This is a genomic window from Bacillus sp. FSL P2-0099, assembly GCF_038007445.1.
GTDB lineage: Bacteria > Bacillota > Bacilli > Bacillales > Bacillaceae_G > Bacillus_A > Bacillus_A mycoides.
This window is the reverse complement of record NZ_JBBOXE010000001.1, coordinates 901717-916506: the sequence shown is the minus strand read 5'-3', so window position 1 is coordinate 916506 and position 14790 is coordinate 901717. Positions and strand designations below refer to the sequence as shown.

13 protein-coding genes are annotated in these 14790 nt (G+C 35.0%); 4 read left to right on the top strand and 9 right to left on the bottom strand.

The features are described from left to right. Positions 1-344: 344 nt before the first annotated feature. On the bottom strand, positions 345-698 hold the full coding sequence (locus MKY90_RS04630) for a DUF3870 domain-containing protein (RefSeq protein WP_215599000.1): 354 nt from the start codon (positions 696-698) through the stop codon (positions 345-347). A gap of 241 nt (positions 699-939) precedes the next feature. On the opposite strand from MKY90_RS04630, the gene MKY90_RS04625 reads away from it, so the two are divergent. Then, positions 940-1155 (top strand): YflJ family protein, encoded by a 216-nt coding sequence (locus MKY90_RS04625; protein WP_098169089.1) that lies wholly within the window; start codon positions 940-942, stop codon positions 1153-1155. Between the two features lie 461 nt (positions 1156-1616). Beyond that, positions 1617-2117 carry a DinB family protein gene (locus MKY90_RS04620; protein WP_001273686.1) on the top strand — a complete coding sequence of 167 codons (501 nt, stop codon included), beginning with the start codon at positions 1617-1619 and terminating at the stop codon, positions 2115-2117. A 201-nt stretch (positions 2118-2318) separates the two neighbouring features. On the opposite strand, the gene MKY90_RS04615 is transcribed toward MKY90_RS04620, so the two are convergent. The 3 genes from MKY90_RS04615 to MKY90_RS04605 all read right to left on the bottom strand — a co-directional run bounded on the left by MKY90_RS04615 (position 2319) and on the right by MKY90_RS04605 (position 6396). Continuing rightward, positions 2319-3272 (bottom strand): TRM11 family SAM-dependent methyltransferase, encoded by a 954-nt coding sequence (locus MKY90_RS04615; protein ID WP_215599001.1) that lies wholly within the window; start codon positions 3270-3272, stop codon positions 2319-2321. Between the two features lie 159 nt (positions 3273-3431). Continuing rightward, positions 3432-5039 (bottom strand): N-acetylmuramoyl-L-alanine amidase, encoded by a 1608-nt coding sequence (locus MKY90_RS04610; RefSeq protein ID WP_215599002.1) that lies wholly within the window; start codon positions 5037-5039, stop codon positions 3432-3434. Between the two features lie 307 nt (positions 5040-5346). Then, positions 5347-6396, bottom strand: a complete 1050-nt coding sequence (locus MKY90_RS04605; protein WP_215599003.1) for a M42 family metallopeptidase — start codon at positions 6394-6396, stop codon at positions 5347-5349. A gap of 127 nt (positions 6397-6523) precedes the next feature. On the opposite strand from MKY90_RS04605, the gene MKY90_RS04600 reads away from it, so the two are divergent. Further along, a complete protein-coding gene (locus tag MKY90_RS04600) occupies positions 6524-6703 on the top strand; it encodes a hypothetical protein (RefSeq protein ID WP_070141061.1) in 180 nt (59 codons plus the stop codon). A 20-nt stretch (positions 6704-6723) separates the two neighbouring features. Here the strand turns inward: MKY90_RS04600 and MKY90_RS04595 are convergent, their stop codons facing one another. The 3 genes from MKY90_RS04595 to MKY90_RS04585 form a co-directional block, all read right to left on the bottom strand. After that, a complete protein-coding gene (locus MKY90_RS04595; RefSeq protein WP_002125566.1) occupies positions 6724-7050 on the bottom strand; it encodes a nucleoside triphosphate pyrophosphohydrolase in 327 nt (108 codons plus the stop codon). 375 nt (positions 7051-7425) lie between these two features. After that, positions 7426-8505 (bottom strand): RNA-guided endonuclease InsQ/TnpB family protein, encoded by a 1080-nt coding sequence (locus tag MKY90_RS04590; RefSeq protein WP_341090511.1) that lies wholly within the window; start codon positions 8503-8505, stop codon positions 7426-7428. A gap of 513 nt (positions 8506-9018) precedes the next feature. Then, positions 9019-9807: an enoyl-CoA hydratase gene (locus MKY90_RS04585; protein ID WP_215599005.1), complete on the bottom strand. Its 789-nt coding sequence runs from the start codon at positions 9805-9807 to the stop codon at positions 9019-9021. Between the two features lie 329 nt (positions 9808-10136). On the opposite strand from MKY90_RS04585, the gene MKY90_RS04580 reads away from it, so the two are divergent. Then, a complete protein-coding gene (locus MKY90_RS04580) occupies positions 10137-11516 on the top strand; it encodes an O-antigen ligase family protein (RefSeq protein ID WP_215599006.1) in 1380 nt (459 codons plus the stop codon). 99 nt (positions 11517-11615) lie between these two features. Here MKY90_RS04580 and MKY90_RS04575 read toward each other — a convergent pair whose 3' ends face one another. After that, positions 11616-13478, bottom strand: coding sequence for an S-layer homology domain-containing protein (locus MKY90_RS04575; protein WP_215599007.1), 1863 nt, complete (start codon positions 13476-13478; stop codon positions 11616-11618). A gap of 148 nt (positions 13479-13626) precedes the next feature. Continuing rightward, positions 13627-14715 (bottom strand): polysaccharide pyruvyl transferase CsaB, encoded by a 1089-nt coding sequence (csaB, locus tag MKY90_RS04570; protein ID WP_078184539.1) that lies wholly within the window; start codon positions 14713-14715, stop codon positions 13627-13629. Between the last annotated feature and the right edge of the window lie 75 nt (positions 14716-14790).

Below are 14790 nucleotides of genomic sequence, written 5' to 3'. Positions count from 1 at the left end.
AAAGTACAATAATAATAGACAGTTTGTATGAAAATATTTGTAAAACAGGAAAGTAAGATCGAATATAGAGAAGGCTAATTTCTCGTATGGACCTTATTGATTAATTAAATAATAATTCAAAATATTATAACTGTCAATTCGTTTTTTATTATTTTCTCTACATACTTTATACGTTTTAAAAATCCCCTTACTTTCTACGCACCCTTTTTTTTCATCTCTTGTTTTACAACTTACACTTCATTTAACTTTTTCATAGTTCTTGCCTCCTCAATAAAATAAGCCAGTCGTATCTCTTTAAAAGAAATACAACTGGCTCTCGTTTATGGTTGTAAACTGGATAGTTTTTATGGTGTTGTTTCCTCGTACTCTCCCCTGGGCTGTTCATCATTTAAATAACTTACATATTGGCGATGTAAATCTTTCACCGCACTGACGATAGCATTTTGCGCTTTTCCTTGATAATGGTCCGTAATATCTTGAACGATTTCCTCAATACCATCTTGCAAACTATGCCCTCTCAACATTTGAGCGACGAAGTCTCTACCGTGATCTGTCGCAAGCGTACATGACGCTTCAATAATAACGTGATATTTATGATCTGCCTCAATTGTAATCGTTAATGTTTCATACATACTGCGAACAGCCATCCCTTTCGGAAGTCTCGAATGTCCTGCCATAAAAAATGTCCCTTTACGCATATTTCATCCTCCGTTACTATGTTAAGAGCCAGAAAAACAATGTACACATTTGCATTGAATTTTACTACCCTTATCCTTATAGCTCGTACTTCTGCTAAAGAAGCTCAAGTGGAAAGAAGTTTACTCTCTTCACTTTCAAACATAAATCCGGGCCTACAGCGAGGCTAATCACTGTCATCCGATAATAAGTTAATCATAATAAAAATAAACTGAATATTCAATATTAAATTCTACAAATTTCATGAATAAAAAAAGAAAATTCTCTCGCCCCAGCACATATACTGTTCAAAAGAAAAAAGGAAGTGATCCAATGTATTACGGAACAAAAGGCTGGTACGTAGCTGAGCTAAAAAAATTAGGTGTTCGCTATCATGAAGGACGAAAACTAGAAAGTTACCGTGCACACGTATTACGCAATTTATTAATCGCACAACAAGAGACAACGAAAGAAGAGTAATTTACTAACAAAACAACTCTCGAGATATATCGTCTATTCAACAAATCCCGTCAAATCTCCCATCTAAACTACCAACTAATCACACACTGATACAAACTAAAAAAGGTCAACCAAACAGGCATACCCATCAACTTAAGAATTCAGAATCACCACAAAATGAAAAAATAAGCTTTTTTGTCACAAGTGTAGCTTTGTAAAAAAGATTGATTAAAAACATCAAACCTCTATAGATTTCTTAGAGGTTTGATGTTTTCTTGTTGGATATTTATGTTAATCTAACGATAAACATTGTGAAGAAATGTACTTCAACTAACGGGGCAGGTTAATTGAAGATTGCTTTGACCTTTGTTCAACAATTGGGCCATTTAGTTGAAGATCTCATCAAATAAGTAATGATATTTAAAGGAATAATTCATTCTGATAAAGAACATTAAAAAACGTGATGATAAGGAGGCGATTGTATGGCAAATCATGTAGAAAATCTATATAACTATCATGTATGGGCAAATCAACGGATTATTGATCATCTTAAGACACTTTCTCCTGAGAAATATCAAAAGGAAATGAAAAGTGTCTTTTCTTCTGTTTCAAAGGTTTTATCTCATCTCTATTTGGTGGAATATGGATGGCTTCATACCCTTGAGGGTCAGAGTATGAATGAAGCAATGCAATCTTCATTTCAAATTCAAGAAAAGATTGAGAAACTGCCCATTGAAGACTTAGAAACGGAATTTCACACTTTAACATCCCGGTTTAAAACCTTTTTGAACAGACAGGAAGATATGGAAAAGAGAATAATGTTGGATAATCCATGGGCAGGATTAAGAGAAACAAGTATATCTGAAATGGTCTTACACGTTGTGAATCATGGAACCTATCATAGAGGGAATATTTCAGCTATGTTACATCAGTTGGGTGATTCTTCAGTTATGACTGATTATGCTTTTTATTGGTATTCTTGAAATGTTATTCATTAAGGCTCAGTAAAATAATCAAACTTTTTTATAAAAATCTCATACTTAGCTAAAAAGGGTAACTCCATTTTGATCAATCTTTATTCAAAATGGAGTTTTTGTATTTGTTGTTAAATAAAAAAGGATAATCAGCCTCATAATGGACTAACTATCCTGTAATTTATTAATTTAATAAACGGGTGACTTTTCCTATTCACAAACAAGAATTTGTCTAGAAAATGATCCTTTTCTTGTGATACAGCGATCTGTAATTTCAAATCCTGCTTCATGTATCATGTCGTCCATTGTTTCCATCGTGACAACGACTACCTTTTTAGCAATGCGGCGCGCACTTGAAAGAATGGAGAACTGGTCTTCTGGTGTTGCATGCGTAAATAAGTCGTACGGCATATCGATAATTGCAACGTCGTAGTTCTCAGTAATTTCCTCGATTGGACCTTTTGTTACTGTTCCTTCAAATCCGAAATGTGCGATGTTTTTTCTCGTTCCAAGAACTACAAGTGGATTTATATCTCTACCAACGATGTTAATTCCCATGGAAAGTGCTTCTACTACTACTGTTCCAATGCCGCAGCACGGGTCAATAGCTCGTACTCCATCTGGGTTTGGTACAGCGATATTTGCGACAGCTCTAGCAACACGTGTGCTCAGTGATGTCGAATAGCTATGCGGTTTTTTTATATGATGATACCAAACCGGATCACTTTCTACATAGTGTCCGAAGTACCAGCGTCCTCCAAGAGGAACAATCCCGAATACACGCTCTGGATTACGAACATCCGCTTCTCCTTCAATATGCATGCCAAGGTCTCGTTCAATAAGGCGTCTTTCCCCATATTCAATTTTATTTTCTTTACCAAGATCATTGATTTTAACGAAGATAACTTTGAATGTCGCTCCTGCTAAATCAATTTGTTCCACTTGTTCTAAAATGCTTTCTAAGTCGTCCCCTTCATACATAACCTCAACGCGCTCTTTAATAAACGGACTTCTACTCGGAGCAATCTTGACTTCACTTTTCAAAATATTAACGTGAGACTCCATCCCAAAGAACGAGCGCATTTCCAAGTAACATAAAGCACGCTCCTCTTCGCGAAACGCATACGTATATATACAGGCAGGTGTTTTACTATGATTATTCAATCTATGATCATCCTTTATCATTTTAAATTGTTATGATTACAATTACTCGAATACTATTTATATAAAATTAAATGATATCACATGCCCGAAATAAAGAGAAACCTTTATCATTCATACAACAAATAAAAAGAGACTGCCAATGGCAATCTCTTTTATTTATTAACGGAAAGAAGACACGTTGTTACCCATTTCTTCATAGTAATCTAAAATACCTTGATAAATAGCTTCCGCTGCATTTTGTCTTTGCGCTGGTGTAGCTATTTTATCCGCATCACTTTTATTATCTACAAATGCTAATTCTGCTAATACAGCTGGCATTGTATTTTCTCTAATTACGTATAAATCGCCTTTTTTCACACCACGATCTTTTGTTCCCATTGCATCTACAAGACGCTCTTGAATTTTTTCTGCTAGTAAACGACTTTCTGATACGTTAGGATTTGTTCCTCTTGCTGTCGCTGATTCATAGTAGAACGTTTCTGTACCTTGTCCATTTTTACTTTCCGTACCATTACCATGGATACTTACAAAGATATCCCCATTATTTTTTTGAGCAAATTCTACACGTTTCTTTAAAGAATCAGAAGCACTTGTTCCTGGACGTGTATCATCTGTACGAGTGAATAACACAGTAAATGGTGTCTTTTTCTCAAATATTTTCTGTAATCGTAATGATACATCTAATACGGTTTGACTTTCTTTCTCATAATAACCTGGATTACCTGAATCCGCTCCACCATGCCCCGGATCAATAATAATTGCCTTTCCTTCTAAGAAGTTCCCTTGTTTCACTGGGTTCAATTGATTTTTATCAACCCATTGGAAACCACTATTTGTACGAATGCGAATCCAGCTACCGCTTTCTTCAATAACAGTTACTTGTTGTGCTCCATATGTACCTAGTACTTTAGAAGTATGGACAGCCCCTGCATATGTAGTGAATCCTTCATTAATAGCTTCTGTTTTCTCTACTAAAGGTGTCCATTTATCACCGTTACTTGTTGCAATTTTGATCCATCCATCTCGCTCTTCTTTTACTTCAACCATTTGTGGATCATGCTGATTTGCACTAATCCCAGATGTTAATGATGGTGCGTGATATGTAATGAATTTTCTATCTATGTACATTTTCTTTGTTTCTACTGGACGATCACTATTTTTGCTAAATTTATCTGTTTGCGCAGTAAGTTGAGCTGCTTGTTCACGCGTAATAGAATCATTCGGTTTCCAGCCATCCTCTGTACCTAAAGAAAGTTTTAATTCTACTAAAATATTAACTTCTTCTTTACCCCAATGATTTTCTAAATCAGCAAATTTTGTAGGCACTGGTCCTGTTACTTTGTTTTTCAAATTATATGCTCTTACAAGCATAGCTGCCATTTCAGCACGAGTTACTTTCCCTTCAGGATCAAATACTCCTGGTTCTCGCCCTTTAATAATATTCTCTTTTTCCATGGCTGCAATAAATGGAGCTGCCCAATTATTTTTTGCATCATTATAAGACGGCTTTGCGTTTGGATCTACTTTAACGCCAATTGCTGTTGCGATAATCTTTGCTGCCTGGGCACGTGTTAAATTTCCGTATGGCATAAAGTTACCATCTGGCATACCGTTAATTACATTTCTCTCTACTAAATAATAAATTGCGTCTTTCGACCACGCACTATCTGAAACATCAGGAAATTTCTTCGTTTCTGCTAAACTACTAATTGGATGTGCTAGTAAATTTGCTGCTAATATACCTGCGGCTATTGCTTTGTACTTCATGAAAAATAAATCTCCTCTCGAAACTTCATATTTATACAATTTCTCCCATTAAACTAACTATAAAATATTAACTAATAATTAATCCTTTCATAGTTTATAACATTATATATCTATAGTAAATACGTTTCCCGCCGTATAACGAAAATCGCATATATATAATTTGTAATGAATGTATATAAAATAAAAAATTAGTCAGCCCGCAAATAGCGGGATAAAAAAGCGATTAGGACATATCTCCTAATCGCTTCGCCAAATGAAAAGCTGATTAAAAATAGTACCTTTAATCAGCTCTCTATTATCTATGAAATTAGTCTTCAATTAAATTAGACATTACATACGCATAGACTAATGCTTCCGTATGTGTAATCGAGCTTTCATGCGTACGCTCAAATGCGTGAGAAGAATCAATACCCGCCCCAATTAACGCATGTTTTACATCAAAGCCGGCGCGAATCGCAGCTGATGCATCAGATCCGTAGTACGGGTAAATATCTACTTTATATTCAATATCGTTCGCCTTCGCAAGCTCAACTAAATGTTTACGTAATGCATAATGATATGGGCCACTAGAATCTTTTGCACAGATGGATACTGTATATTCATCAGATGCTTGTCCATCACCTAACGCTCCCATATCAACTGCTAAATATTCAACAGTTTCTTCTGGAATATTAGAATTACCACCGTATCCAATTTCTTCATTATTAGAAATTAAGAAATGTGTTGTATATGGTAATGTTACCTTTGCATCTTGCAATCTTTTAATTAATTTTAATAGAATTGCTACACTTACTTTATCGTCTAAATGACGTGATTTTATGTATCCACTCTCTGTAATTTGAACGCGTGGATCAAATGAAACGAAGTCTCCTACTTCAATTCCTAACTCACGTACTGCATCTGCTGAAAAGACACGCTCATCAATACGCACTTCAATATTTTTCTCATCGCGCTTCGCTTCCCCTGCATCTTTGTACACATGGACAGAAGTTTGATGCATTAAAATTGTACCTGTATACGTCTTACCGCTTGACGTTTCAATTTCGCAATATTCCCCTTCTACAGAGTTCCAGCGAAATCCACCAATCATAGATAGTCGAAGACGACCGTCTGGCTTAATTTCTTTCACCATTGCGCCTAACGTATCAACATGTGCAGTTAATAAACGGTGCTGCTCATCATTCTTCCCTTTAACCGTTAAAATAAGAGCGCCTTTATTATTACGCTTCGTCTCTACATTCCACTCACTTACATAGTTTTCAATAAAATTAATAATTTTCGCCGTGTTTCCAGATGGACTTGGAATAGAGACAAGCTCCTTGATTAATTCCATCGTTTCTTTCGCATGATGTGCCATTGTCGTTTCCCCCTCGTTTTTTCTACTATTTAGTATAGCGAAATTACAATAAAACCTCTACTCATATAGTCTAATTTTCTAAATTATAGTAAAATTTAGTTTAGTAAGTGAAAAGGAGATAACAAAAATGAATGTAACGAAAAAACATGTACATATTGCACTTATTTGGTTTTTATCATCATTACTATGTTTACAAGTCTCTTATGTCGTTCACACTACTACCTCAATTACAATTGGCTGGGCATTAACTATTATCTTCTTAATCATTAGCCTAATTGCAGGAAAAAAGCACAGCGCTACTGAGTAAGCTGTGCTTTTTCTATAAAACTACTCTTCCGAAACGTCCATCAAATAAATCCCTCTTGTAAACCCGCCGCGCTCTTCTTCTTTCTGTTTACGAATAAGCTCTACATCTTCCATTGTTGCACCTTCTGCACGCGCTAATGAAATAATAATTTCAAGTGCATCTGCAAGTGAATCTAGCGCATGTTCACGCTCTTTCATCGAAGCAAATTCACGAATTTCTTCTGTACCAATTTTCGCTAACGCTTGTATGTAAGCTTGCCCTGTTAATTTTTGTGCTGTATATGTTTTTCCAGACATCAAAATTTTCTCCGGGACACGATCTCTTACTAACCTGTTATAAGTTGACATCACTTTTCCTCCTATTTTTAATAACACCCGATTGGTGAAGGCTAAATCAGTGTGGATGAACAAAACCCCCACGGATTAAAGTTTCACTTTATAGAAAAACCACTCTTTTTTCACATCCCGTTCTTTCTTCACTTCACCAGAGAAAGCAACAGTTGGATGTCCCTCAAAGAATAATGCAGTCCGTACCGCAAGAGATGGTGTACTATGCAAAGCATAATATTTGAGACTCCCACGACTAAAGTCGCAAGCCCGAATCCTTACGAAATTACGGGTGGGATTCTTGAATGACTAAGCGTTCGCAGTCCATTTCTGTTTTGAACAGCCTTCAAGATGAGGGCATCTCATTGCCCCTCCTAAACCAGACCATATAGGTGCTTAGGCTGATTGACTGTTACCATCAATCACAGTTGCATAGCGAATATTCATCGCCCCAACGATATCACGGTGTGTCTCAAACCCACATGGACACTTGTACTTTCTGTCTTGTGCCCTGTTCTTTTTAGCGCATTTCGGACAGCTTTGACTTGTATAAGCTGGATTCACATATTCAACCTGAATATCAGCTAATATCGCTTTATATTCAATAAATTTTGACAAACGATAGAATGACCAAGTGTGTAGGTTTTTTTCGTTTTTACGGCTTGTTCTTGCCGTCTGTCTTATATTCATTAATTGTTCTAATCGAATGACAGAAATATGATTTGCAATCGCAAAATTAATGATTTCACGACTTATTGTATGATCTTTATCTTGCATCCATCTTTGTTCTTTATCATCCATTCGCCGAATGGCATTTACTTTTTTGTCTTTTCCTAACTTTTTGCGAGCACTACGAAACTTACGCTTCCTATATTTGTTGTTCCTACCATTTCCAAAGAAACGAACCTTATCATCATCAGTGATTGCTACCGCGGGGACTTTGAGACCTAAGTCTACTCCTAAAATTTTCGTTCCTGCCTTTTCATTTGTAGGAAGCGTGACAGATATTTGGGCCATCCACTTATTCGATTTCATTGTGATGCGAAGTGTACCTAATTTATGTTTTAACAGATTCAGATTACGATTGTTTTTATCGCTTAATAAAGCTCGGATTTTTACACGAGTGGACTTTCCATTTACCTTAAACGGGATTGAAATATGAGTGGCGTCAAACGAATAATTTTGATTGTTCCATATACAAACAGGCCTCTTTAAAATCGGAATGATTTTATACTTGCTTTTCTTTACTTTTGTAGCAAACAAACTTTTCGCTTCTTTGATTGCTTGATTCTTCACCGCACTTGGGATATTTGCTTCAATATTTTTCGTGCTTTTTTTCGTACTTTCTTTTGCTTCAACCATTTCTGATACAAGTGTATTTATGACTTTGATATATTCCTGACTACTTTGTTCTAATAAACGGATTTGTTCTTTTGTTGGAATCAATTTGACTTTCACTGTTAGGGTCTGTGACATACGTTTCATCCCCTTGTTTTTTGATTTTCAACATCGTTCATGTGATACATTCCTAGCAATAGAAACAAAATGAGAACGTGTCCATAGACTTTACAACTACATGAGGTGAGGAGATTTTCCTCTCAAACACTTTGAAACGCACTTCTATCATCATTGATTCTAGTTACAATGTATCATTTACTTTCGAAAAATTACAACAAAAAGACTCGAAGAAACTACCTATACTTTGGATACTTAAAGTACCACGAACCTTGCGATTTTCAGTGGTACTCCGTATCCAACCTCACTTTCATCCCATGCCTAAAGGCGATGGGCTTTCTCGTTCGGGAAGGGCTGTAAGTAAAATAATAGCGACAATACCAATCATTTTCTTCATTTATTACTCCTAAAAAAAGTGCTAACACAATTATACTAAAATGTGTTAGCACTTTCTTCCCTTTATCTCGAATTAACGGGCAGTCAGACTAATAATCCGCGGGGGATAAACACCCCCCCACGGATTAAAGTTTCACTTTATTCCCCTTTAAATGCTGGTAAACGTTTTTCTAGAAAAGCAGCAATACCTTCTTTATGGTCCGCTGTTTGTCTCATCGCATATTGACCACGCTTTTCGAGCTGAAGCGTTTGTTCTAAATTAGAACGATTTACTTCACATAAAATTTGTTTCGTTTGAATCATTGCCTTGATTGGTTTTTGTAACCACTCATTAATTTTTTGCTTCACAGCCGTTTGGAAATCCTCACCGATTACTTCATCAATTAAACCGATGTCTAATGCTTCTGTTGCCGATAACTTCTTCCCTTCCCAAATGATTTTCTTCGTCATATTTTCACCCACACGCTTTTGAAGGAAGAAATGACCACCACCATCTGGAATTAAAGCGATTCCAATAAAGTTCATCGCAATAACTGATGATATATCTGCCATGACATAATCAGCTGTTAATGCAATACTTAATCCAAGTCCAGCAGTTGGCCCATGAATTGCACTAATAACAAGCTTCGGCATCGTATATAACGTCACAACGATTTCAGAAATTGTATTCATGATACCTTCAAACTTACTTTCATCATTACTTGAAAGCATCGATTTAATATCTCCACCCGCAGAAAAACCACGGCCACTTCCGCATAACACAACAACGTGAACAGAACTTTCCGCCACTTCTTTCAACTTTTGTAATAACTCTTTTAACGTTGATTCATCTAATGCATTTAAAACCTCTGGACGATTGACCATAACCGTTGCTACGCGCCCTTCATATTTCACAACAACAGATTCTGTTTTACTTGTTACTTCCATTATAAATACCCCTCTTTTCCACATAAAGATTATACTTATATAATTATAGAAAGCATGTTAAAAATCCTTCTTTTTTCTCAATTTTCTGTCTAATATTCTCGCAATTTGTATATATCTCCGCATAAAACATACAATTTCGTTAAAAAATATAGAAATTAAAGTCGGTTTATCAATGCTTTTCATCTATTTACCATTACAATGAAATGGTGTATTCTTAAATTTGATGCAAAAAAATAAATATTGAAATTCATTCGCCTTATTATGTAAATAAGGCTTTTATCCCCATCTCTTGGGTATTGAACTAAAGGAATGAAGAAATGGAGGAATATATGGTTAATAAGTTGAAACAAACGGATAACTACTTCCCGCATTTCCTATTGCTATTCATTGTGTTTCAACCAATTTTAGATTTATTAACGTCTTTTTCAATCTATGTATTACACATGAGCGCAACAGTTGGAATCGTAGTCCGTTTCGCCTTTATGCTTCTTGCATTAGGTTATCTACTTCTTCATAGAAATCAACATGGAGCGAAAAAGTACATTCTCTATTTATGCCTACTCGGTATCGTACTCGCAATTGGTCTTGCAAATAATATGATGATTAAATCTCCAGTTTCATTTGGCGAAGAGGTGAAATTTATTTTAAAGAGCATATATCCAATTGTGCTACTGTTTGGATATATTATCGTCTTTAAAGAATTAAAAAATAAAGAATATGCATTTCATAAAATCATTACATATTTCTTATATGCAACTTTAATTTTGAGCATCACACTGATTGTTGCAATGCAAACTGGTACAGATTTCCCAAGCTACCCTCACTCAAAGATCGGCTCAAGAGGTTGGTTCTTTGCTGGAAATGATTTAAGTTCTATTTTTGCAACTATGTTCCCAATCGTAGTGCTCTATTCGATTCATAAAACAACTTCTTTCTCGAAAATCTATTACTGGCTTCCAACAATACTTGCGATGTATGCAAGTATTATGATCGGAACAAAAGTAGGATATGGTGCAATTGTTCTAACGCTTGGCGTGGCACTTTTATTCTCATTCATTGAATATATGATTCATCGCAAAAAAGAAGGAAAAGGGTTCACATATCTCGTAAATACAGTTGTTGCCGCTATTGTACTAGGAGGTTTAATTGCACTTACACCGCATACTCCTATCGCAAAAAATATGGGCATCCACATGCAAATATACGAATACAAAAAATCAGTACAAGAAGAAAAGGATAGAAAAGAAGGAAAAGTAATTAAAGAAGAAAAACATGAGCAGGGTGAACTAACAGACTCTGAAATGAAAAGTTTAATTTACAGTGATCGCGATAAATTTTTAAAAGTATACAAACAATACTATAAAGACGCACCACTATCACAAAAACTATTCGGAATGGGCTATGCTGGTAACTATACTGATAAAATTAAGTTAATCGAAATGGATTTCCACGACCTATTCTTTGCATTCGGAATCGTCGGTTTCCTTATTTACTTAATACCATTTCTATACTTCGGTATTAAATTATTCATTCGTATCATGACAAACTTCAAGAAAATATTAACTGTGAAATATATGCTATTAGCTAGCACCGTTGTACTATCACTCGGAATCGGCTTTATGTCCGGCCACGTATTAACAGCGCCGTCCGTTAGTATTTTCTTCGTCGTTATACTCGCTTACTTAATTGTTGATTTTGAAATTGAATAATAAAAAAAGAAGGTGCTCAAAAAAGTCAGTTATTCTGGCTTTTTGAGCACCTTTTTTTAAAATGCATCTAAATAATCAGTTTTTCTCTTTTATATTTAATTAGTGTTTTACGTATTCTAAGTTTTCTTTTGCGATATATGCTTCATTTACAGCAGGATTATCAGAAATAATTTTAACCCACACTTGTCCATTTATCGTTTCTTCGCCTGTAACTGTTACAACTTTATTTGTAGTTAAGCGATAAAGTCGTTCATTTGATCTATGAGGATCCTTTTTCACTTCCACATCATTCTTCACACGAGCAAGTTTATACTTGTTGTATTCTTTTTTACCTAAATAAGAATCAAAACGATTCATATGCCCCGCTACTTTTTTACCCCAATTCGCATCAGATGCATATTTCGCATTTAAACCAGCAGCTTTATCACCTGTATATGTTGCTGTATAACGCCAATGTCCTGGATTTAAATATCCTTCATTCATGTATACTTTTGCTGCATGTTCAATACAATCTTCTTTTGAATTAAATGCTTCCCCGTTACCATATGGACTATCGTCTGTTGCTTTTAAACCAAATAAATTATTTTTGTCTTTTGCAAGAGCGCTTGTTCCATAATAACTTTCATGAATTGCTAATGAATATAAGAATAATGCATTTACATTATACTTGCTTTCTACTTCTTTAAATTTCTTTCCTAAACCAATTAATGGAGAGTCTGGCTTAATCGATTTCACATAACTATCTAGTTGTTCAGCTGTATAACCTGTTTTCGAACGTAATGATAAATAATTGAAATATTGATAGAAAGTTTCGTCTCCAAATGTCTTTCCATCTACACTATACATTTGCTGTCCTTGCTTCATGAAAGAAGGTGCCACACCATATCTAAATTCTGTATATCCAGGTGAGCTTGTATTATATGTATAATATTTATGGTATAAATATCCATCTGATTTCACATAATAAGAAGACTGTTTCATTTCATTTGTAGGAATTAAAGTGATTTCATTCTTCTTCACATAACCTGTCAAACCAGAAACTTGAACTTTCACACGATCTTCGCCAATTTCTAACACTTTCAATTCTGTTCCATACTGAATATATGTATATACTGCTGACAATTTCTCGTCATAAATATTAATAATATTTTGCCCAGTTATTCTCTTCGCACTTGCAAAACCATCTTTAATCCATAAAAATTCGTTCTCGTATTTCACCGCATTCATACCTTTATTTTGAGCAGCCGTAACCGCTTCTTTATACGTATTATAGCGCTCTACTTCTTGCTCTGTTCCGTTTTCTCTTACATTTATCACGACATATTTCTTAGTTTCTACAGGATTGCTATTTCCGTTTTTTTCAATTGTCTGAAGCATGCGATCCAACATAGCTGAAGCCATACCTCTTGTAGCTGATAAATGTGGTCTAAATGTATTATCTTCTGGATACCCTTTAATAATTTGAGTAGCCACCATAACTTGTACATGCTCTTTATAGTTAATACTATCTTTATCAGTAAAGGTAAGCGGACTTACAGCTATTTTAATATTTTTATAGTCTAACGCTCGCTTTACCATTATCGACATTTCTTCACGTGTAATCACATCATTTGGTGAGAATGTCTCGTTAGTACGACCATTAATAATTTTCGCTCCATATGCTCTACTTACACCATCATATAAACCGTAAGTCTTCGGCACATCCTCGAAATTCGAATCAGCTTTCGGTAAATTTAAAGCCCTTGCTATGAATGTAGCAAACTCTGCTCTTGTTACTAGTTTATCAGGCGCATATACATTCTCACCATACCCCATTAAAACTCCTTTAGTAATAAGTGAACGCATATGCGTCTCAAACATATGTCCTGTAATATCATCATTTGCCGCATAACTTGAAATAGGAGTTAAAAGTAATGATCCCGTTAATGCCACTGCTGTTATACCTTTTGAAAAAGTCTTCAAGGTTATCCTCCTCGTAATCTACGAATTTATTATCACAAATTTGATTATATAATAATCGCAATCATTTTAGCATAATAAATAGAAATTAACATAAAACGTTTTTATAATTAGAATTTTCATTAAATTAAAAAACAAAATAAAAGACACTTTACTTTTTTAATAAAGTGTCTTTTTCCATATGATCAATGAGTTTCTTTGTTGCCTGTTTGCCTTGCAACCGAAGTTCATCTATTGTTAATTGTAACTCTTGCTGCACAGTTCCTTGTTGCATTAATTGCTTTTTTGCAAGTTCATATAAATACTCAGCACTCCATTCGCCATCCACACTTCCTATAACTGGCTGATTCACTTGACTTAAAAACGAATCAATTTTCGGATCGTACGAAATCCCGACCATTGGAGTTTTGGCTACTGCAGAAAAAACAAGTGCATGAAGACGCATACCAATTAGTAATGAACATTGTGATAAAATGAATATTTTCTCGTCGATATCCATTTTATATGGAAGCATATACGTCTCTTCTCCCATTAATTCTATTACTTCACGCGAAGCTTTTTGATCAAATGGCTCATGCATTGGAACAAATAAAATTTGGTATCCTTCTTGCTTTAATTTTTTTAATGCCATAGCTAATTTTTTTATATAATCTTCTTTTGCATGCCAATAACGTACACTAACCGCGATTACTTTTCCATGTATCGAATGCTTTTGCAACCAATCCGATTGTTTTGTTCGTTTCCATGTTAAAACAGGGTCTGGAACAATTTCAATATCGTTTTTTATACCAAGTCCTTTTAAATATAAAAACGAATCCTCATCTCGAACTGATACATAGGAAGCTTTTGACAAGTTCCATTTTACTAATAGACGATTATATCCTTTTGTAATTGGCCCTATTCCTTGTGAATAAATATAATACGGCTTTTTTAATAATCGAGCGAGTCCCATAATACCCGTATAATATAGAATACTCTTCGTACTTGTCTGATCTTGAAGAAGGCTCCCGCCACCGCTAATAACTCCATCACTGTTTTTAATCGCATGATAAACAGCTTTTATATTCCAGCGATCTACCGATTCTACACCATACATTTCCTTTGTATATTTAGAATCATTTGATAGTACTAATAGTTCTATATCCGGGTTCTCTTTACTTAACGATTCAATAATTGATTGTAGAATCGCCTCGTCTCCAACATTATAAAAACCATAATATCCTGATAAGACTAAACGCACCCTAAATCTCCTCCAAAACTAGGTAACCGTTTATCTCATTTAACATAAACTGGTACCCATTCCTTACCTAAACAC

Excerpts from the sequence above, each read along its gene's own strand:
- MKY90_RS04630 (WP_215599000.1), bottom strand. The coding sequence starts at position 698 with ATGCGTAAAGGGACATTTTTTATGGCAGGACATTCGAGACTTCCGAAA.
- MKY90_RS04625 (WP_098169089.1), top strand. The coding sequence starts at position 940 with ATGAATAAAAAAAGAAAATTCTCTCGCCCCAGCACATATACTGTTCAA.
- MKY90_RS04620 (WP_001273686.1), top strand. The coding sequence starts at position 1,617 with ATGGCAAATCATGTAGAAAATCTATATAACTATCATGTATGGGCAAAT.
- MKY90_RS04610 (WP_215599002.1), bottom strand. The coding sequence starts at position 5,039 with ATGAAGTACAAAGCAATAGCCGCAGGTATATTAGCAGCAAATTTACTA.
- MKY90_RS04605 (WP_215599003.1), bottom strand. The coding sequence starts at position 6,396 with ATGGCACATCATGCGAAAGAAACGATGGAATTAATCAAGGAGCTTGTC.
- MKY90_RS04600 (WP_070141061.1), top strand. The coding sequence starts at position 6,524 with ATGAATGTAACGAAAAAACATGTACATATTGCACTTATTTGGTTTTTA.
- MKY90_RS04595 (WP_002125566.1), bottom strand. The coding sequence starts at position 7,050 with ATGTCAACTTATAACAGGTTAGTAAGAGATCGTGTCCCGGAGAAAATT.
- MKY90_RS04590 (WP_341090511.1), bottom strand. The coding sequence starts at position 8,505 with ATGTCACAGACCCTAACAGTGAAAGTCAAATTGATTCCAACAAAAGAA.
- MKY90_RS04585 (WP_215599005.1), bottom strand. The coding sequence starts at position 9,807 with ATGGAAGTAACAAGTAAAACAGAATCTGTTGTTGTGAAATATGAAGGG.
- MKY90_RS04580 (WP_215599006.1), top strand. The coding sequence starts at position 10,137 with ATGGTTAATAAGTTGAAACAAACGGATAACTACTTCCCGCATTTCCTA.